The organism is Mycobacterium sp., assembly GCF_032159765.1.
Taxonomy (GTDB): Bacteria; Actinomycetota; Actinomycetes; order Mycobacteriales; family Mycobacteriaceae; genus Mycobacterium.
Genome location: NZ_JAVHWM010000131.1, coordinates 1 through 18,979, shown reverse-complemented (window position 1 = coordinate 18,979; position 18,979 = coordinate 1). Strand labels below are relative to the sequence as shown.

Sequence of the window (18,979 nt, the reverse complement as noted above, 5' to 3'; positions counted from 1 at the left end):
CGTCACTCCCTGCGCAGTAGCTTTAGGCGCGCATCCTCGGGCACCAGCGGCAGATTCAGAATGTGCGCGACAGCCTTGGCCGGGTCGAGGCGGATGTAGTTGGACTGTCCCCAGTGATATTCCTCGCCCGTGACCTCATCGCGGACCCAGAACCGCTCGTACCAGTTCATACCCAGAGCTGGCAGGTCCAACCACAACGTCGCCTCCTCGGGCAGGAACGGGTTCAGCGTCACGACCACCAGCACGGCGTCGCCAGTCGACGGGTCGAACTTGCTGTACGCCATGACTGCGTCGTTGTCGACGTGGTGGAAATGGATCGTGCGCAGCTGGCGAAGCGCGGGATGAACCCGTCGCAGCTCGTTGAGCCGGGCAATGAACGGCTCGAGGGAATCGCCGCGCTTGAGCGCGGTCTCGAAGTCGCGCGGTCGCAGCTGGTATTTCTCCGAGTCCAGGTACTCCTCGCTGCCCTCGCGGACCGCGCGGTGCTCGAAGAGTTCGTAGCCCGAGTACACGCCCCATGCCGGGCTCATGGTCGACGCGAGCACCGCACGGATGGCGAACATGCCCGGGCCCCCCGTCTGCAGTGTCTCGTGCAGGATGTCCGGCGTGTTGACGAACAGGTTCGGCCGGGCGCAGTCGGCGTGCTGGGCGATTTGGCTGCCGAACTCGGTGAGCTCCCACTTGGCCGTTCGCCACGTGAAGTAGGTGTAGGACTGGGTGAATCCCAGCTTGGCGAGGCCGTAGAGCCGGGCCGGGCGGGTGAACGCCTCGGCCAGGAACAGCACATCCGGGTCGACGTTCTTGACCTGCTCGATCAGCCAGGCCCAGAAGTTCGGCGGTTTGGTGTGCGGATTGTCGACCCGAAAGATCTTGACGCCGTGCTCGACCCAGTGCAGGACCACCCGCAGCACTTCGGAGTACAACCCGTCAGGCTCGTTGTCGAAGTTGATCGGATAGATGTCCTGGTACTTCTTCGGCGGGTTCTCCGCGTAGGCGATCGTGCCGTCGGGCAGCACCGTGAACCACTCGGGGTGCTCACGAGCCCACGGGTGGTCGGGTGCGCACTGCAACGCAAGATCCAGCGCCACCTCCATCCCGTGATTGCGCACCTCGTCGACGAAGATGTCGAAGTCCTCGATGGTGCCCAGATCGGGATGCACAGCGTCGTGGCCGCCCTCGTCGCTGCCGATCGCCCACGGCGACCCGACGTCGCCGGGCGTCGCGGTGACCGAGTTGTTGCGGCCCTTGCGATGCACTTTCCCGATCGGATGGATGGGCGGTAGGTAGACAACGTCGAAGCCCATCTTCGCGATCCGCGGCAGCTCCTCGGCCGCGGTGGCGAACGTGCCGTGCACCGGCTTGCCGGTGCCGTCGCGCCCGCCCGTCGACCGGGGGAACATCTCGTACCACGAGCCGAACCGCGCCAGCGGCCGGTCCACCCACACGCCGTACTGGTCCCCGCGGGTCAGCAGCTCCCGCAACGGGTACTGCGCCAGCAGTTCGATGACCTCGTCAGTGGTCGCGGCGCCGACGCGCGTCGACGGTTCTCCGGGCTTGCGCAGCGCCGCCGCAGCCTCCAGCAGCGGGTCACGCAGTTTACGCGGCAGACCCGTCGCGGCGCGGTCGAACAGTTTCGCGCCGATCAACAGGTCGTTGGTCAGCTCGGGCTCGCTCTGGCCCGCCTCGAGTTTCGCGGTGATCCCACGCAGCCACGTCGCGATCGGGTCACCCCAGCCGTCGACCCGGAACGTCCACAGCCCGACACCGTCCGGCGTGAACTGGCTGTGGAAGACGTCCGGCTCTACGCCCAGCGACATCGGGATCAGCATCGGCTTGACCCGCGGCGCCCGCGTAGTGGCCGCGCCGGGTGTGGCCGCGATCGTGCGGCCCGCGGAGCTGGACAGCGGTGGATACCCCACGCCCATGTAGCGCACGACCAGCGTCGCGGCCACCGCGTCATGGCCCTCGCGCCAGACCGTCGCGCTGACGGGCACGATCTCGCCCACGACCGCCTTGGCGGGATACCTTCCGCAAGAGACGACCGGTTGCACGTCGTCGATGCCAATACGCCCGGGCACGGATCACTCCTTCGATGCGCGGCATGCGTCGCGCTCTTTGGTCTCTGCTGCCGTTCTCAGACTCATTCCCACCGTAGTGTCGGTCCCAAACGCGGGCATGCCGAAGCGCCATTTGCCCGGGGATTGTTGGGACTGCACGCTGGCGATTTCTGCGTAAGGTAATGCCGCGTGAAGGCACTGCGTCGGTTCACGGTCCGTGCTCATCTCCCTGACCGGTTGGCCGCCTTGGAACAGCTGTCGGTCAACCTGCGATGGTCATGGGACAAGCCCACTCAGGACCTGTTCGCGTCGATCGATCCGGCGCTGTGGGAGCGTTGCAGCGCCGATCCGGTCGCGCTGCTGGGCGCGGTGACGCCGCAGCGCCTGGACGAGCTTGCCGTGCATCAGCAGTTCCTCGAACGGCTGGACCGCCTGGCCGACGATTTGCGGGACTATCTGACGCGCCCGCTGTGGTACCAGGAGCGGGTCGCCGACGGGTCTCTGGGGACGTCTCCGCCGACGCGAATCGCCTACTTCTCGATGGAGTTCGGCGTATCCGAGGTGCTTCCGAACTACTCCGGAGGCCTCGGCATTCTCGCCGGTGACCATCTCAAGGCCGCCTCGGACCTCGGTGTGCCGTTGATCGGCGTCGGCCTGTACTACCGGTCCGGGTATTTCCGACAATCGCTGACCGCCGACGGCTGGCAGCAGGAGACCTACCCGTCGATCGATCCCCAGGGATTGCCGCTGAGGCTGTTGACGTCGGCGGCCGGCGAACCTGCGCTGGTGTCGCTGGTGCTGCCCGACGACCATCAGCTCTTCGCGCGGGTCTGGGTGGCGCAGGTAGGCCGAATCCCGTTGCTGCTCCTTGATTCCGACATCCCCGAGAACGAACACGATCTGCGCAGCGTGACCGACCGGCTGTACGGAGGTGACCAGGATCACCGCATCAAGCAGGAGATCCTCGCCGGCGTCGGCGGCGTGCGGGCGATCCGCGCTTTCACCGCGATCGAGGACATCGGCGAGCCCGAGGTGTTCCACATGAACGAGGGCCACGCGGGGTTCCTTGGCCTGGAGCGCATCAGGGAGCTGATGACCGATCCAGGGCTGGATTTCGACACCGCGCTGACGGTCGTGCGGTCCAGCACGGTGTTCACGACGCACACGCCGGTGCCTGCGGGCATCGACCGCTTCCCGGTGGAGATGGTGCGCCACTACTTCGGCGGCGCGCAGGGCACGAAGAGCTCGCTGCTGGTCCCCGGCGTGCCGCTGGACCGGATCGTCGCGCTGGGCGCCGAGGACGACGCGACGAAGTTCAACATGGCGCACATGGGTCTTCGGCTGGCACAGCGGGCCAATGGCGTCTCGCTGTTGCACGGCCGGGTGAGCCGGGAGATGTTCAACGAGCTGTGGCCTGGGTTCGACCCCGAGGAGGTGCCGATCGGGTCGATCACCAACGGCGTGCATGCGCCCACGTGGGCGGCGCCTCAATGGCTGGAGTTGGGGCGCGAGCTTGCCGGTTCCGATTCGCTCAGCGAACCGGCCACCTGGGAGCGCCTTCAGCAGGTGGAACCCGGCCACCTGTGGTGGATCCGCTGCCAACTGCGTGAGCTGCTCGTCAACGACGTCCGGCGACGGCTGCGGATGTCGTGGCACGAGCGCGGTGCCCCGGAAGCGGAATTAGGTTGGATCGCAGACGCTTTCGATCCAGGCGTGTTGACGATCGGGTTCGCCCGCCGGGTACCCACCTACAAGCGGCTGACGCTGATGCTGCGCGACCCCGACCGGCTGCAACGCCTGCTGTTAGACAAGGAGCGGCCGATCCAGCTGATCGTGGCCGGCAAGTCACACCCCGCCGACGATGGCGGCAAGGCGCTGATCCAGCAGGTCGTCAGGTTCGCCGACCGGCCGGACGTCCGGCACCGGATCGCGTTCCTTCCCGACTACGACATGTCGATGGCCCGGCTGCTGTACTGGGGATGCGATGTGTGGCTGAACAACCCGTTGCGGCCATTGGAGGCGTGCGGCACGTCCGGCATGAAGAGCGCGCTGAACGGGGGGCTGAATCTCTCGATCCGCGACGGCTGGTGGGATGAGTGGTACGACGGCGAAAACGGTTGGGAGATACCGACTGCCGACGGCGTGTCCGACGAGCGGCGCGATGATCTCGAAGCCGCGGCCCTCTACAGCCTTCTCGAATCGACTGTGGCGCCGAAGTTCTACGAACGCGACTCGGCGGCCATTCCGCGGCGATGGGTCGAGATGGTGCGCCACACGTTGCAGGTGCTCGGCCCGAAAGTGCTGGCGTCGAGGATGGTTCGTGACTACACGGAGCGCTACTACGCGCCCGCAGCGGAATCGCGGCAACGCACGCTCACACCGGTGGACGGCGACGAGTTCGCGACGGCACGCCGGCTCGCCGAGTTCCGGCAACAGGTCTTCGACGGCTGGCAGAAGATCCAGATCACCGAGGTCGACAGCGCGGGGCTGCCGGACACCCCGATCCTCGGCTCGGAGATGACACTGACGGCGATGGTGCACCTGGCCGGCCTGTCACCCGACCAGGTGACCGTGCAGGCCTCGGTCGGCCGCGTCGACGCGAATGACACGTTGCTCGAGCCGGTCAGCGTGACGATGGCGCACACCGGCACGGCCGACAGCGGCGACGAGGTCTTCGCGACCACCACACCGCTGCCCGTCGCGGGCTCGGTGGGATACACGGTCCGCGTGCTCCCGCACAACCCGCTGCTGGCCGGCGACAGCGAGTTGGGTCTCGTCACGCTCGCGTGAGCTCGCAGTCGTCGAGTTCCCGGTCGGCCGCGCGGGCACGTGTGTCAAGCTTCCTCGCATGGTGATGCGTCGCGCCGTGACGGTGCTGGCTTGCCTGCTTTCATGGGCGTTGTTGGCCCCGCAGGCGATCGCCGAGCCAGGTCCTGACGTCCCACCAGGAACCGATGCAGCTCCCGGACCGCCCGCTGACGACGGGCGGATGCCGTCGGCGCCTCCGTCAACCACTCGGACACCAGACGGCTGGACGCTCACCATCTCGTCGAAGGACGAGATGGTGTTGCCGGTCCCGCCTCTGACCACCGCGCTGTCGTCGCGCGCCTACTTGGTGGGCGGGACGTTCATGGGCCAACTCGAAGGATCCGGCGAGGGCAAGGGAATCCTGGAGGTCGGCTATCAGATCGGCTGCGGCATCGACATGAGCACATCCAACGGCGTCACGCTGACGGGGTCGGCGGGCATGACGACGTCGCTGGGCACCACAGGCCCGTTCCTCGGCGCGCCGACCGGATTCCTGCCGATCCTGTCGTTCCCGGTGAGCGGCGGCATCGCCGTCGCGCTGAAGCCCGGCTACGTCAACATCGTCCCGGTGGACAAGCTGGAGTTCGAGGGCAACAAGCCGTGGGTGATGATCTCCAACTTCCAGGTCAAGATCGACGGCTGCGTCGGTCAATCGTTCATCCGCGCATTCGCGACGATGACCCACAAGACCAAGCAGTCGGACGCCATCCTGCAGTGGATGGGCGTGACCAAGGCTGTCTGAGGAGGCCTGGAAGCCGTGAGTTCGAACGAAAGTTACCGTATGAATCCGCCTCGCACTTCCTCTGCGTAGCGTCACTTTCGGCGCGGAGGCGATTAGGGGAAGCGCTGCACGCAGCGGCTTTCGTCGCCGAGCACTCCGGTGCGAAAGGCGTCGATACGCGAAAAGCCGGAGGGTACCGAGGCGCCGTTCACGTCGCTCGCCGCCCGGCCGTTGGTGAGCATCCCCGAGACGGCCTCGTCCAGATCGCCCGCCGCGAGCGCCACGGTTTCGCCGTCCACACGTATCTGCTTCGACATCGCCGTCGTGGCGACGCCGGTGAGGCACGCGGTGCGCAGGGCAGCGGCGGCGGAGTCGAGCACAAGGCCGCGCTGCTTCGCGAGCACCTGGACGTAGCGCGACACCAGCACCGAGTAGGCGGTGTTGTCGCCGACAGGAAGCACGAAGCGACCTTGCCTGCCTGTCGGCGTGCCCATTTCTGCGAGCGCTTGCAGGTCCACGGCGATCGTGTTCGTCGCCGGACAGTACGACGTCGGCGGGCTTGCTCGCGCATCAGGGCAGGACGCGGCTTGTGCCGCGTCGAACCGCAGGATGGGCGGATTGGCCGGGGAGAACGTCTGATTCATCGCGTCGACGATCGCTGTCACCGATTCGCTGCTGACCGGCCAGTCGCCCGTTGAATTCTGCATCAGCGCCACCGGGAGGTCGCCGCGGCGCTGGTCAACCTCATTCGCGTCGATACCCGCGCAAGCGGCGGCCCCGTCGGTGAAGCCCATCTGGAACGCCGAGATCCGCTCGAACGCCGAGCCGTGCTCTGCCGCGCCGGCCTCAGGGCTGCCCGCGATCTGCAGCTGATCGCGCGTCGAAATCACTGTTGCCAGCACGCTGTTGAGCCCGTCACCGGTGTTCAGAGTGAACCGGTGCGAATCGCCTTCGGCAACCCACCGCATGTACACGCCCGCGAAGCAGTCGGCCTGCTGCTCGGCCACCAGCGACGGCGTGTTCAGATCGGCGAGTCCGGCCCAGCGCTGGATCGCGTGCCCGTATTCGTGACTGAGTACTAGAGGAATAGCCATGTCTCCGAAGGTACTTCGCAGAGTCGGCAACAATTGTCCGCGGTCCCAGCCGATGGTGTTGTCATCCCAGCAGTACATCGCGTTGACGAGCCCGTACGTCTGGTTGCGGCAGAACGCTCCGCCCTCGTCGTCGGTGGAGTTCCACGCGACCGCGGCGGCCACGGGCTGGTATTGCCCGTGCAGCGACTGGTAGCCATCCTTCCAGAAGTCCTCGATGTCGCTGACGGCCTGGCCGGCGAGTACGCTCTCCCGATTCTTGTTGTCGTTGCTCACCTTCCGGGTGGGCGGGATCGCGTCGGGCCTCAGTCCCGACGGCCCGTCGGTTACCGGGAGTCCTGCCACCTGGAACGGGTCGGTGAAAACCGAGACGGCTTTGCCGTCCACTAGCCGGCTACAACCACTGACCAGCATAGCCACGATGCACGCCGCCGCCACGACGCGTCTCATCGCTGCGTTTCCGCCTTGGTCAGGCGGTCGAGCGCACCAAGAACGGTGTCTCGATCGGTGGTAAGCCAGTACGGCGGCAACGAGTTTCGCAGATATCCTCCATACCGCGCAGTGGCCATCCTGGAGTCGAGGACGGCAACGACGCCCCTGTCGTCGACACGCCGCAGCAGCCGCCCTGAACCCTGCGCGAGCAGAAGAGCGGCGTGGGTGGCGGCGACGGCCATGAAGCCGTTGCCGCCGCGGGCACTCACCGCCCGTTGGCGCGCGGCCATCAACGGATCGTCGGGCCGCGGGAACGGAATTCTGTCGATGATCACCAGCGACAGCGAGGGGCCGGGAACGTCGACACCCTGCCACAGCGAAAGCGTGCCGAACAGAGACGTTTCGGGCTCGTCCGCGAATTGCTGCACGAGTGCGGCAGTGGCGTCGTCGCCCTGGCAGAGCACGGGGGTATCCAGCCGTTCGCGCATTTCCTCGGCGGCGGCGACGGCCGCGCGCATCGACGAGAACAGGCCGAGCGTGCGTCCGCCGGCGGCGCCGATCAGTGCCGCGATCTCGGCGAGCTGCTCGGCGCTGCCCGCGCCGTCTCTGCCGGGCGGCGGCAGGTGGCGCGCGACGTACAGGATCCCCGATTTCGCATGCGAGAACGGAGATCCCACGTCGATGCCACGCCACCGAGGTTCGTCGGAATCAGTTGCGGTGAGTCCCCATTCGGAGGCCACCGCGTCGAACGAGCCACCGGGAGTCAGCGTGGCCGACGTCAGCACAGCAGTGGCGCGGCTGAATAATCCGCCACGCAGCAGCGCCGCGACCGACAGAGGTGCGACACGCAGATACACGTGACCACGGTTGTCGTCCCTGGTGATCCAGACGATGTCGGTGCGATCGGCAATCGCGAGGTGAAACGACTCGAGCACCCGTGAGCAGGTCTCGGCGATCTCGTCGAGCGCGGCGATCGCCTCCGTCCGTGTGCCGTTGGCCCGAGCGTCGGTGGTCGCTGTCGGGATCGCGCGGCGCGCGGCATTGGCCGCGTCGCGCAGGGCCGCGAGGTGGGTGGCGAGTCCATCGTCGAGGTGGTCGATCCTGCCCGCCGCCATGTCCCGGATCGCCGAGGTGAACGCGGTGGCCGCTGAGTCGAGCCGGTCGACGAGTTCAGTTTCCACCAGGCGACCGATACGCCGGGCGGCAACCGCCAATGGTGTCGACGAAAGCTCCTGTGTGGCAACGCTAGTCACTCTGTCGGCGAGTTCGTGTGCTTCGTCGATCACCAACAGGTCGTGCTCCGGAAGCACGGGCGCGTCGGACAGCGCGTCGATGGCCAGCAACGCATGGTTGGTCACGACGATATCGGCATGGCCCGCCACCGCCCTGGCTTTCTCCGCGAAGCACTCGGCGCCGAACGGGCATCGGGCCACGCCGAGGCATTCCCGTGCCGAGACACTGACCTGGGACCAGGACCGATCCGGCACACCTGGAGCCAGTTCGTCGCGGTCGCCGGTGCCGGTGGTCGACGCCCACGTGGTCAGCCGTTGTACGTCCCGGCCGAGCGACGTGGATGCGGTCGGCTCGAAGAGGGCCTCGGTGCTTTCGGCGCCGTCGGGATCAGCCGCCGAGCCGTTGTGAATCTTGTTAAGGCACAGGTAGTTACCGCGGCCCTTGAGGATGGCGAAGCGCGGACGGCGCGGCAGCGAGCCTTCCAGTGAATCGGCCAGCCGGGGAAGATCCCGCTCGACGAGCTGACGCTGCAGCGCAATCGTCGCGGTGGAAACGACGACGGCACAATCGGTTTCGACCGCCCGGGCGATGGCAGGAACCAGGTAAGCCAGCGACTTGCCGGTGCCGGTGCCCGCCTGAACGGCCAGGTGCTCACCGGTGTCGAACGCCTGCGCCACCGCTTCTGCCATCGCGACCTGGCCGCTGCGCCTGCTGCCGCCGAGCGCGTCGACGGCAGTGGCCAGCAGGTCGGTCACTGCGGTGGCCGGCGTGACCCCTCCTCGTCGCGATCCGCGGCCGACACCATCCGGGTGGGGATGGCCGGCTCGCCGGTAGACAGTTTCAGCCCTTCCCACGGAAGGCTTTTGAGTCCGGCGGCCGTTCGTGCGCGCATGTCTGCAAGGTCCTCGTCGAGGACCGGCTCGCCGCCACGAACCAGCGGCACGGTCAGCACGCGGCCCGCCATGGTCGATGAGCCGCTTGCGCGAAGAGCATTAAGCGTCGATGAGCCGCTTGCGCGAAGAGCATCAACCTCGGTGGCGGGTGGATCCCCGGCGGGATGGACGACCTCCTCGAGAACGGTTCCTGTGGACCGGGCCAGCCGTAACGCCTGCTTGTATCCACCGCGAGATTCCTTGTGGCTGCTGCGCTTTTCGACGGGCAGTCCGTCGACCTCGACGAGCTTGTAGACCATCTGCGCCGTTGGCGCCCCCGAGCCGGTGACCACCGAGGTGCCGACGCCGTAGCTGTCTACGGGTTCGACGCGCAGTGCGGCGATGGCGAACTCGTCGAGATCGCCCGACACGACGATGCGGGTGTGCGTGGCCCCGAGATCGTCGAGTTGACGCCGGACCTGCCGCGCCAGCACGCCGAGATCGCCCGAGTCGATGCGCACACCGCCCAGCCCCCTTCCGGCGACCGACACGGCGTTGCTCACCCCCGTCGTGATGTCGTAGGTGTCAACCAGCAGCGTCGTGTTGACGCCAAGGGCCTCCACCTGCGCGCGAAACGCCGCGCACTCGTCGGGCTTGCCGTCAGCCGTGGTGTGCAGCAACGTGAATGCGTGGGCGCTGGTACCCAGCGCCGGGACGCCGTAACGGCACTGGGCCGCGAGGTTCGAGGATCCGGCGAACCCGGCGATGTAGGCAGCTCGGGCCGCCGCGACCGCGGCCTGCTCGTGGGTGCGCCGGGAACCCATCTCGATGAGAGGCCGGCCGTCCGCAGCGGTGACCATGCGGGCCGCGGCGGACGCGATTGCGCTGTCGTGGTTGAGCATTGACAGAGCCAGCGTTTCCAGCAGGACGCACTCGGCAAAGGTGCCCCGCACGGTCAGCACTGGCGACCCGGGGAAGTACAACTCTCCCTCGGGGTAGCCGTCGACGTCTCCGCGGAAGCGATATCGGGCGAGGTAGGCGACGGTGTCAGGGTCCAAGAAACCGCGTACCGAACCGAGTGCGTCCCCGTCAAACTCGAACGACGCCAACGCTTCCACGAACCTCGCGGTGCCAGCGACCACGCCGTATCGCCGCCCGTTCGGCAACCGCCGGGCGAACAGCTCGAAGGTGGCTTTGCGGTGTGCTGTGCCGTCACGCAGAGCCGCGGACAGCATCGTCAGCTCGTACTTGTCGGTCAGCAGCGCGGTCGCCGGCTCGAAGGACCCCGCACGTGTGCTCACACCGGTAACCGTATCGGCTTTACGGGTGCCGGCGGACAGGAGAAAGGCCGTCGGTTGCCGTCGGTATCCTTATTGCATGGTTACGCCAGCGCGGACCCGCCCGGGGACTCGCGAGGAGGTCGACGCCGAAGTTCTCGACTCCGTGGACGTGCCATGGGTCACGATCGTGTGGGACGACCCCGTGAATCTGATGACCTACGTGACCTACGTGTTCCAGAAGCTGTTCGGTTACACCGAAACGCATGCCACCAAGCTGATGCTTCAGGTTCACAACGAGGGCAAAGCGGTGGTGTCGGCGGGCAGTCGCGAGAACATGGAGACCGACGTCTGCAAGCTTCACGCGGCCGGGCTGTGGGCCACGCTGCGGCAGGACCGCTGACCAGCACAGGAAGACGGATTGTTCTAGTGCGCAAATGGAAGCGTGTCGACTCTGCTGGCGGCGCGCGATTTCGTTCGTCGTTGGCCGCACACGAAGCCTCGATGCTGAAAAGCTTGGTCACCTCGATGCTGGAGATGCTCGACGACCGCCAAACATCTTCTCCGGCAGACGAATTGGAACAGATCACCGGTATCAGGGCAGGTAATCCGCAACGGCCGGAGGACGCGACCATGCGCCGGTTGCTTCCCGACTTCTTCCGGTCCGAGCATAGCCACCCCGCTGGGTCAGCCACCGCGGAAAGCCTCAACGGAGCGCTGCGCAGCCTCCACGAACCAGCGATCATCGAGGCGAAACGCGAAGCCGGTGAGCGACTGCTGCACACCATGCCGGCTGGCGGCGGCCGTTTCGAGTTGGACCGCGACGACGCCAACGCGTGGGTCGCCTCGATCAACGACATCAGGCTCGCGCTAGGCACGATGCTCGGGATCGGCCCGAGCGGTCCCGAGCAACTCGACGACGGACACCCGATGGCCGGCCATCTCGACGTCTACCAATGGCTGACGGTGATGCAGGAGTACCTGGTGCTGGCGCTGATGGACGGCAGGTGAGGGCGGTCACGGGCGCGATCACCGACGTCGGCGGCATCATGGTCGGTCACCACCATCGCCTCGACGACGTTGTCACCGAGAGTTCGGGATGGGCCACCGGCACCACCGTGGTGCTGACGCCCCCAGGCACGGTGGCCGCTGTCGAAGTCCGCGGTGGCGCGCCCGGAACGCGTGAGACCGACCTCCTCGACCCCGCCAACACCGTGCGCCACGTCGACGCGATTCTGCTGACCGGTGGCAGCGCCTACGGCTTGGCCGCCGCGGACGGTCTCATGCGGTGGCTGGAGGAGCACCGCCGCGGCGTGGTGATGGACGACGGGGTGGGAGAAGAGGTCGTGCCGATCGTGCCGGGGGCGGTCATCTTCGACCTCGCGGTGGGCGACTTCGGATGCCGCCCCACGGCTGACTTCGGGTACTCCGCCGCGCGCGACGCCGGACGGGAGGCGGCGCTCGGGTCGGTCGGCGCCGGGACCGGCGCGCGTGCCGGCGTGCTGAAGGGCGGCATCGGGACGGCATCCACCGTGCTGGATTCCGGCGTCACCGTCGGGGCGCTGGTGGTGGTCAACTGCGTCGGCGACGTGATCGACCCCGCCACCGGCCTGCCGTGGACCACGTTTCTGTCTGCCGAACTCGGCCTCAAGACGCCGCCGCCGGCGCAGGTGGCCGCGTTCGCCGAGCTTGCCGCCGAGCGGGACCGCTACGCGCAGGCGTTCAACAGCACGATCGGGGTCGTCGCCACCGATGCGGCGCTGGAGAAGGCGTCGTGTCGCCGGGTCGCGATCATGGCGGCCGACGGTTTCGCGCGAGCAATCCGCCCATCGCACTCGCCGCTCGACGGCGACTGTGTGTTCGTCCTGGCCACGGGCGCGGTCGAGGTGCCGCCCACCGGTAAGCTGGCGGCTTCGATGTCGGCCGAGGCCGACGTCACTGGTGCGGTCGGCGCCGCCGCCGCCGATTGCCTGGCCCGTGCGGTCGTGTCGGCGGTGATCTCGGCGAGCACGGTCGCCGGAATACCGACTTATCGTGACGTGTTGCCCGGGGCATTCGCGTGAAAGGGAGTCCGACGTGCTCGTGATCCGCGCCGACCTGGTCGACGCCATGGTGGCGCACGCCAGGGCCGATCACCCGGACGAAGCGTGCGGGGTGATCGCCGGGCCCGACGGCACGGACCGGCCGCAGCGCCACATCCCGATGCTGAATGCGGAGCGGTCGCCGACCTTCTACCGGTTCGACTCGGGTGAACAGCTCAAAGTGTGGCGCGAAATGGACGGGGCAGATGAGGCTCCGGTCGTCATCTACCACTCCCACACCGCCACCGAGGCGTACCCGAGCCGCACCGACGTGTCGTATGCGGCCGAGCCCGACGCCCACTACGTGCTGGTGTCCACCCGCGACCCCGAGCGTCATGAGTTACGCAGTTACCGCATCGTCGACGGCGTCGTCACCGAGGAGCCGGTGACCGTCGTCGAGGACTACGACAGCGTTCCCAAGGGAGAGTGAGCATGACCGTCAGCGTCTCGATACCGACCATCCTGCGGACACACACCGGCGGCGAGAAGCGGGTCAGCGCGACCGGCGACACGCTCGAGGCCGTGATCTCCGACTTGGAGGCCAACTACTCCGGCATCACAGAGCGGCTCGTCGATAACGGCAAGCTGCACCGGTTCGTCAACATCTACGTGAACGACGAGGATGTGCGGTTCTCCGGCGGGCTGGCCACCGAGATCAACGACGGCGACACGGTGACGATCCTGCCCGCCGTCGCCGGCGGGCGATGAGCCGCTACGACTCTCTGCTGCAGGCCCTCGGCAACACGCCGCTGGTCGGGCTGCAGCGGCTCTCGCCGCAATGGGACGGCCAGCCGCACGTGCGGTTGTGGGCCAAGCTCGAAGACCGCAACCCCACGGGCTCCATCAAGGACCGCCCGGCGCTGCGGATGATCGAGGACGCCGAGCGCGACGGGCTGCTGACGCCTGGCGCGACGATCCTGGAACCGACGAGCGGCAACACCGGGATATCGCTCGCGATGGCCGCGAAGATCAAGGGCTACACCATGATCTGCGTGATGCCGGAGAACACCTCAATCGAACGGCGTCAGCTTCTCGAGCTGTACGGCGCGCGGATCATCGACTCGCCCGCCGAGGGCGGCTCCAACACCGCTGTCGCGCGCGCGAAAGAGCTGGCCGCGCAGAACCCGTCCTGGGTGATGCTCTACCAGTACGGCAACCCGTCGAACAGCGCCGCGCACTATGACGGCACCGGCCCCGAGTTGCTCGCCGACCTGCCCGAGATCACCCATTTCGTTGCCGGTCTCGGCACCACGGGCACGCTGATGGGCACCGGACGATTTCTGCGTGAGCGCGTCGAAGGCATCCAGATCGTGGCCGCCGAGCCGCGCTACGGCGAAGGCGTGTATGCGCTGCGCAACATCGACGAGGGCTTCGTCCCCGAGTTGTACGACCCCGACGTGCTCACGACCCGCTACTCGGTCGGCTCCTTCGAGGCCGTGCGCCGCACGCGCGAGCTGGTGGCGCAGGAGGGCATCTTCGCGGGCATCTCCACGGGCGCGGTGCTGCACGCAGCACTGGGCATGGCGGCCAAAGCCGTCAAGGCCGGTGAGCGCGCGGACATCGCCTTCGTGGTCGCCGACGCCGGATGGAAGTATCTGTCGACGGGCGCGTACGCCGGTAGCCTGGACGAAGCGGAAGACGCTCTGGAAGGGCAGCTATGGGCATGATTGAGCCGGCCGGTTTGCCGGCGAAGGAACCCGCGCGACGGCCCCGGCCGGTGTACGTGACGGGCGGCATCACCGTGCTGTCGTTTGTCGGCCTGCTGTACGTCATCGAGGCCATCGACCACGGCATGGGCCAGCGGCTGGACCTTTACGGCATCTACCCGCGTCAGGCCGACGGGCTGATGGGCATCATCTGGGCGCCCTTCCTACACGGAGGCTGGGGCCACCTGATCGCCAACACGGTTCCGCTGCTGATCCTCGGGTTCCTCATGACGCTGCTCGGCGCGACGCGGTTTGTCACGGCCACCGCGATCATCTGGATCGTCGGCGGGTTCGGCACCTGGCTCATCGCGCCCAGCGGGCCGGTGATCGGCGCATCGGGCCTGATCATGGGATACCTCACGTTTTTGATCGTGTTCGGGTTCTTCACCCGCACCTTCTGGCAGATCGCCGTCGGAGTCGTGGTGTTCCTCTACTACGGCACACTTTTGTTGGGTGTCTTTCCCTTCTTGGTCGGACCGCACGTCTCATGGCAGGGCCATCTGTGCGGGGTGGTCGCCGGCGTCCTGGCGGCGTACACGCTGTCCACCCCGCAGCGCAAGCGACGCGAACTGCGCCGAGCGAAGTCAGCACCGCCATCGCTGACGTCGTGACCAACAGGCACGCTCCCGTCGGCATCTTCGATTCCGGTGTCGGCGGGCTGACTGTCGCGCGCGCGATCATCGATCAGCTGCCCGACGAGGACATCATCTACGTCGGCGATACCGCCAACGGCCCGTACGGTCCGCTGACCATTCCCGAGGTACGTGCGCATGCGCTGGCCATCGGCGACGACCTCGTCGGCCGGGGCGTGAAGGCGTTGGTGATCGCATGCAACACCGCGTCGTCGGCGTGCCTGCGGGATGCGAGGGAACGCTACGGCGTGCCCGTCGTGGAGGTGATCCTGCCCGCCGTGCGGCGCGCCGTGGCCACCACGCGCAACGGCCGCATCGGCGTCATCGGCACCGAGGCGACCATCGGCTCGGGTGCGTATCAGGACTCCTTCGCGGCTGCCAGGGACGTCGAGATCACCGCGGTGGCGTGTCCGCGGTTCGTGGACTTCGTCGAGCGCGGAGTAACCAGCGGACGTCAGGTCCTCGGGCTGGCCGAGGGGTATCTGGAGCCCATGCAGCGTGCTGGGGTCGACACCTTGGTGCTTGGGTGCACGCACTACCCGCTGCTGTCGGGGTTGATCCAGCTGGCGATGGGTGAGGCGGTGACGCTGGTGTCCAGCGCCGAGGAGACCGCGAAGGACCTTCTGCGAGTGCTCACCGAGCTGGATGCGCTGCGGCCGCACGACGCGCCGCGAGCCACCCGGGCCTTCGAAGCCACGGGTGATCCGGATGCCTTCACCCGGCTGGCATCACGGTTTCTCGGACCCGCGCTCGACGGTGTGCGACCCGTCCGGCGTCACGCCGGCGCCCAGTCATGAGGCCGCGCACGGCAATGCGCCGACTCTTCGTCAACGGCAACTTCGACGTGGCAAGCTAGGGCTGTGCGAGTCACCGTGCTGGGGTGTTCGGGCAGCGTTACCGGACCGGATTCGCCGGCGTCTGGTTACTTGCTAACGGCGCCGGGCGCACCGTCGTTGGTTCTCGACTTCGGCAACGGCGTACTCGGGTCGCTGCAGCGACACGCCGACCCCAACGGTGTGCACGTCCTTCTCAGTCATCTGCACGCCGACCACTGCATCGACCTGCCGTCGCTGTTCGTGTGGCGGCGCTATCACCCGATCCCGGCCGTCGGCAAGGCGATGATGTACGGACCCAGCGACACCTGGGCGCGGCTCGCTCAGGCCTCCTCGCCGTTCGGTGGGGAGCTCGACGATTTCTCGGACATCTTCGACGTGCGCCACTGGACCGACGGAGAAGAGGTCGAGTTCGGCTCGGTGCGGGTTCTGCCACGGTCGGTGGCGCATCCGACCGAGGCGTACGGGATGCGCATCACGGACGCGTCCGGGGCGGTGCTGACGTTCAGCGGCGATACCGGAGTGTGCGACGCGGTCGTCGATTTGGCTCAGGGCGCCGACGTGTTCTTGTGTGAGGCCTCGTGGACCCACGCGCCGGGCAAGCGTCCCGAACATCTGCACTTGTCCGGCACCGAGGCGGGGCAGATCGCGCAGCGCGCGCATGTCGGGGAGTTGCTGTTGACGCACATTCCGCCGTGGACGTCGCGCGAGGACGTCATCACCGAGGCCAAGGCCGAATTCGACGGCCCCGTGCGTGCCGTGGTGTGCCAGGAGACGTTCGACGTCACCCACTAGGGTTGACGGATGTCCAGTCGAGAGGACGGCCGCCTCGACGACGAGCTGCGGCCAGTGACGATCACCCGCGGATTCACATCTCATCCGGCCGGCTCGGTGCTAGTCGAGTTCGGCGGCACCCGCGTGATGTGCACCGCCAGCGTCACCGACGGTGTGCCCCGGTGGCGCAAGGGCAGTGGGCAGGGCTGGCTGACCGCCGAGTACGCGATGCTGCCCGCGGCCACGCACGAGCGCTCCGACCGGGAGTCGGTGAAGGGCCGCCCCGGTGGGCGCACCCAGGAGATCAGCAGGCTGGTTGGGCGGTCGCTGCGCGCGTGCATCGACCTGGGGGCGTTGGGGGAGAACACGATCGCCATCGACTGCGACGTGTTGCAGGCCGACGGCGGCACCCGCACGGCCGCGATCACCGGCGCCTACGTTGCGCTTGCCGACGCGGTCACGTACCTCTCGGCGGCAGGCAAACTGACTGACCCGCGACCGCTTTCGTGCATGATCTCCGCCGTCAGTGTGGGCGTGGTCGACGGCCGGGTGCGCGTGGACCTGCCTTACGAGGAGGACGCGCGTGCGGAGGTCGACATGAACGTCGTCGCCACCGACACCGGGACGTTGGTGGAAGTCCAGGGCACCGGCGAGGGCGCGACGTTCCCGCGCTCGACGCTGGACAAGCTGCTCGACGCGGCGTTGGGCGCGACCGAGAAGCTGTTCGAGATTCAGCGGGCCGCGTTGGACGAGCCGTATCCGGGTGTGCTGCCCGAGGGTCCGCCACCGAAGAAGGCGTTCGGCAGCTGAGGTGATCCGGCTGCTGGTGGCCAGTCGTAATCGCAAGAAGCTGGCCGAGATGCGGCGGGTGCTCGATGCCGCGGGGCTGTCCGGTATTTCGCTGGTGTCGCTGTTCGACGTCGAGCCCTTCGACGAGGCGCCGGAGACCGCAGCGACGTTCGAGGACAACGCGTTGAGCAAGGCCCGTGATGCGTTCGCGGCCACGGGCTTGCCGTCGGTAGCCGATGACTCGGGGCTGGAAGTCGATGCGCTCAACGGGATGCCGGGTGTGCTGTCGGCACGGTGGGCCGGGTCGCACGGCGACGACGGCGCCAACAATGCCTTGCTGCTGGCGCAGCTTCGCGATGTGCCCGACTTGCGGCGAGCGGCCGCGTTTGTGTCGGCGAGTGCGTTGGTGTGGGACGGCGGTGAAGTGGTGGTGCGGGGCCGCTGGCCCGGCAGGATCGCCCGGGAACCTTCGGGTGACGGCGGGTTTGGCTACGACCCGCTGTTCATCCCGGACGGGTTGGCGTGCAGCGCTGCGCAGCTCACTGGGGAGGAGAAGGACTTTCTGTCGCACCGCGGTCGGGCGCTGGCGCAGCTGCTTCCGGCGCTGCGGGAGTTGACAGGCCGAACTGCTCCTTGACCTGTTTGGTGCGGAAGTGCTCGAGAATGATGCCGAGCAGCGGGATGGTGCCCGCGAGCAGGGTGCCGAGTGTGGTCCACGCGTTCCAGCGGACTTTCACGGCGAGGTCCAAAGTGGCGAGCAAGTAAACGATGTAGATCACGCCGTGCACCTGGGGAATCCAATTGATCGGCCAGTCAACCTTGACGATGTACTTCAGCACCATCTCCACGCAGAGCGCGATCAACCAGATACCGGTGACCCACGCCATCACGCGGTAGCGGGTCAGCGCGGCCCGGATTCGGTTGGTATCGGAGGTGGTTTGCGTCATGAAGCAGTCCTGTCGTGTTTGTTGTCAGACTTGGAGAGCTCTGCGAGGTAGGCGTTGTACTCGGCGAGGGCGGGATCGTCGGGTTTTTCGAGCGCGGGTCTTGGGCGTTCGGGCAGCAACCCCTCGGGGATCTCGGTGACCGCATTCGGGTCGTGCAGCTGAGGCGGCTCTTCCTCGTAGCGGACGAACTTGCGGTACGCGTACACGACGAAGGCCGCGAATACCGGCCACTGCAGTGCATAGCCGAGGTTCTGGCCTGTACCCGTTGCCGACTCGTAGCGTTGCCACTGCCACCAGCCCAAAGCGATGCAGGTCAACGCCGCGACGATGACCAGCACGATGAGCGCTGGCCTCCTACGTCGCGTCGTGGACATGCATCGACGGTACCGCTCAGCGTTTAGGCCCGTTACGTGCCGCGAATCTGAAATCTGTGCGATCGCCCACGGCGTGTCGCCGCAGAGGATTCAGACTGGCGAGCGAGAAGCTTTCGCCAGGTAGGATTTGCACGCTTGCGGGCGTGATGAAATCAGGCAGACATGCGGGCTTTAGGTGCCCGTGCTCGAAAGAGCGTGAGGGTTCGAGTCCCTCCGCCCGCACTTTGTGATGTCTCGGGACATCGTGCACATGTGTCTTGGGACATCGTTCACGGTTTTGGTTGTGGTTGGTAGTTTTTCGTCGGATCGAGTTGGAGTTCTCGCAGTAGTTGGCCGTCGGTGGTCACGACTC

The 18,979-nt window shown here is 67.2% G+C and carries 18 protein-coding genes, 1 tRNA gene and 1 pseudogene; 14 read left to right on the top strand and 6 right to left on the bottom strand.

Annotated elements, in window-relative coordinates; translation table 11 throughout:
- Window positions 1-2 precede the first annotated feature (2 nt).
- Window positions 3-2,078: a maltotransferase domain-containing protein gene (locus QOH60_RS14730; protein WP_526421540.1), complete on the bottom strand. Its 2,076-nt coding sequence runs from the start codon at window positions 2,076-2,078 to the stop codon at window positions 3-5.
- A 168-nt stretch (window positions 2,079-2,246) separates the two neighbouring features.
- Here QOH60_RS14730 and glgP point away from each other — a divergent pair, with 168 nt between their 5' ends.
- Window positions 2,247-4,847 carry an alpha-glucan family phosphorylase gene (glgP, locus tag QOH60_RS14725; protein WP_526421538.1) on the top strand — a complete coding sequence of 867 codons (2,601 nt, stop codon included), beginning with the start codon at window positions 2,247-2,249 and terminating at the stop codon, window positions 4,845-4,847.
- A 58-nt stretch (window positions 4,848-4,905) separates the two neighbouring features.
- Window positions 4,906-5,607, top strand: coding sequence for an MspA family porin (locus QOH60_RS14720; RefSeq protein ID WP_526421536.1), 702 nt, complete (start codon window positions 4,906-4,908; stop codon window positions 5,605-5,607).
- 92 nt (window positions 5,608-5,699) lie between these two features.
- Here QOH60_RS14720 and QOH60_RS14715 read toward each other — a convergent pair whose 3' ends face one another.
- The 3 genes from QOH60_RS14715 to QOH60_RS14705 are packed head-to-tail and all read right to left on the bottom strand — an operon-like array spanning window position 5,700 to window position 10,449.
- On the bottom strand, window positions 5,700-7,127 hold the full coding sequence (locus tag QOH60_RS14715; protein ID WP_526421534.1) for a neutral zinc metallopeptidase: 1,428 nt from the start codon (window positions 7,125-7,127) through the stop codon (window positions 5,700-5,702).
- A complete protein-coding gene (locus tag QOH60_RS14710; RefSeq protein ID WP_526421532.1) occupies window positions 7,124-9,097 on the bottom strand; it encodes an ATP-dependent DNA helicase in 1,974 nt (657 codons plus the stop codon). Before QOH60_RS14710 ends, QOH60_RS14715 begins: the two co-directional genes overlap by 4 nt.
- On the bottom strand, window positions 9,094-10,449 hold the full coding sequence (locus QOH60_RS14705) for a nicotinate phosphoribosyltransferase (protein ID WP_526421562.1): 1,356 nt from the start codon (window positions 10,447-10,449) through the stop codon (window positions 9,094-9,096). Before QOH60_RS14705 ends, QOH60_RS14710 begins: the two co-directional genes overlap by 4 nt.
- Before the next feature lie 142 nt (window positions 10,450-10,591).
- Here QOH60_RS14705 and clpS point away from each other — a divergent pair, with 142 nt between their 5' ends.
- From clpS to QOH60_RS14650, 11 genes are all read left to right on the top strand, one after another.
- Window positions 10,592-10,894 carry an ATP-dependent Clp protease adapter ClpS gene (gene clpS, locus QOH60_RS14700; protein ID WP_526421530.1) on the top strand — a complete coding sequence of 101 codons (303 nt, stop codon included), beginning with the start codon at window positions 10,592-10,594 and terminating at the stop codon, window positions 10,892-10,894.
- Between the two features lie 26 nt (window positions 10,895-10,920).
- Entirely contained in the window at window positions 10,921-11,502 is a 582-nt protein-coding gene (aosR, locus tag QOH60_RS14695; RefSeq protein ID WP_526421528.1) for an oxidative stress transcriptional regulator AosR, read from the top strand.
- Complete coding sequence (locus QOH60_RS14690) at window positions 11,499-12,554, top strand: P1 family peptidase (protein WP_526421526.1); 1,056 nt, start codon at window positions 11,499-11,501, stop codon at window positions 12,552-12,554. Before aosR ends, QOH60_RS14690 begins: the two co-directional genes overlap by 4 nt.
- A gap of 13 nt (window positions 12,555-12,567) precedes the next feature.
- Window positions 12,568-13,002, top strand: coding sequence for a M67 family metallopeptidase (locus tag QOH60_RS14685; protein ID WP_526421524.1), 435 nt, complete (start codon window positions 12,568-12,570; stop codon window positions 13,000-13,002).
- A 2-nt stretch (window positions 13,003-13,004) separates the two neighbouring features.
- Window positions 13,005-13,280 carry a MoaD/ThiS family protein gene (locus QOH60_RS14680; protein WP_526421522.1) on the top strand — a complete coding sequence of 92 codons (276 nt, stop codon included), beginning with the start codon at window positions 13,005-13,007 and terminating at the stop codon, window positions 13,278-13,280.
- On the top strand, window positions 13,277-14,239 hold the full coding sequence (locus tag QOH60_RS14675; RefSeq protein WP_526421520.1) for a cysteine synthase: 963 nt from the start codon (window positions 13,277-13,279) through the stop codon (window positions 14,237-14,239). Before QOH60_RS14680 ends, QOH60_RS14675 begins: the two co-directional genes overlap by 4 nt.
- Window positions 14,230-14,889 carry a rhomboid family intramembrane serine protease gene (locus tag QOH60_RS14670; protein ID WP_526421518.1) on the top strand — a complete coding sequence of 220 codons (660 nt, stop codon included), beginning with the start codon at window positions 14,230-14,232 and terminating at the stop codon, window positions 14,887-14,889. Before QOH60_RS14675 ends, QOH60_RS14670 begins: the two co-directional genes overlap by 10 nt.
- Window positions 14,886-15,707 carry a glutamate racemase gene (murI, locus tag QOH60_RS14665; protein WP_526421516.1) on the top strand — a complete coding sequence of 274 codons (822 nt, stop codon included), beginning with the start codon at window positions 14,886-14,888 and terminating at the stop codon, window positions 15,705-15,707. The genes QOH60_RS14670 and murI overlap by 4 nt, the downstream gene beginning before the upstream one ends.
- A 63-nt stretch (window positions 15,708-15,770) precedes the next feature.
- A complete protein-coding gene (locus QOH60_RS14660) occupies window positions 15,771-16,538 on the top strand; it encodes a cyclic nucleotide-degrading phosphodiesterase (RefSeq protein ID WP_526421514.1) in 768 nt (255 codons plus the stop codon).
- Window positions 16,539-16,547: 9 nt separating this feature from the next.
- Entirely contained in the window at window positions 16,548-17,327 is a 780-nt protein-coding gene (rph, locus tag QOH60_RS14655) for a ribonuclease PH (protein WP_526421512.1), read from the top strand.
- A gap of 49 nt (window positions 17,328-17,376) precedes the next feature.
- Entirely contained in the window at window positions 17,377-17,943 is a 567-nt protein-coding gene (locus QOH60_RS14650) for a non-canonical purine NTP pyrophosphatase (protein ID WP_526421560.1), read from the top strand.
- On the opposite strand, the pseudogene QOH60_RS14645 reads toward QOH60_RS14650, so the two are convergent.
- Window positions 17,924-18,253, bottom strand: a pseudogene (locus tag QOH60_RS14645) (DUF3817 domain-containing protein); the annotation flags it as partial. The gene QOH60_RS14650 and the pseudogene QOH60_RS14645 sit on opposite strands and share 20 nt — an antisense overlap.
- Window positions 18,250-18,627, bottom strand: coding sequence for a hypothetical protein (locus QOH60_RS14640; RefSeq protein WP_526421510.1), 378 nt, complete (start codon window positions 18,625-18,627; stop codon window positions 18,250-18,252). The pseudogene QOH60_RS14645 and the gene QOH60_RS14640, both read right to left, overlap by 4 nt.
- 137 nt (window positions 18,628-18,764) lie before the next feature.
- Between QOH60_RS14640 and QOH60_RS14635 the strand changes: the two genes are divergently transcribed.
- A tRNA-Leu gene (locus QOH60_RS14635) sits at window positions 18,765-18,849 on the top strand.
- Window positions 18,850-18,979: the final 130 nt, after the last annotated feature.

Excerpts from the sequence above, each read along its gene's own strand:
- QOH60_RS14715 (WP_526421534.1), bottom strand. The coding sequence starts at position 7,127 with ATGAGACGCGTCGTGGCGGCGGCGTGCATCGTGGCTATGCTGGTCAGT.
- QOH60_RS14640 (WP_526421510.1), bottom strand. The coding sequence starts at position 18,627 with ATGTCCACGACGCGACGTAGGAGGCCAGCGCTCATCGTGCTGGTCATC.
- rph (WP_526421512.1), top strand. The coding sequence starts at position 16,548 with ATGTCCAGTCGAGAGGACGGCCGCCTCGACGACGAGCTGCGGCCAGTG.
- clpS (WP_526421530.1), top strand. The coding sequence starts at position 10,592 with ATGGTTACGCCAGCGCGGACCCGCCCGGGGACTCGCGAGGAGGTCGAC.
- QOH60_RS14705 (WP_526421562.1), bottom strand. The coding sequence starts at position 10,449 with ATGCTGTCCGCGGCTCTGCGTGACGGCACAGCACACCGCAAAGCCACC.
- QOH60_RS14720 (WP_526421536.1), top strand. The coding sequence starts at position 4,906 with ATGGTGATGCGTCGCGCCGTGACGGTGCTGGCTTGCCTGCTTTCATGG.
- QOH60_RS14670 (WP_526421518.1), top strand. The coding sequence starts at position 14,230 with ATGGGCATGATTGAGCCGGCCGGTTTGCCGGCGAAGGAACCCGCGCGA.
- QOH60_RS14650 (WP_526421560.1), top strand. The coding sequence starts at position 17,377 with ATGCGGCGGGTGCTCGATGCCGCGGGGCTGTCCGGTATTTCGCTGGTG.
- QOH60_RS14680 (WP_526421522.1), top strand. The coding sequence starts at position 13,005 with ATGACCGTCAGCGTCTCGATACCGACCATCCTGCGGACACACACCGGC.
- QOH60_RS14675 (WP_526421520.1), top strand. The coding sequence starts at position 13,277 with ATGAGCCGCTACGACTCTCTGCTGCAGGCCCTCGGCAACACGCCGCTG.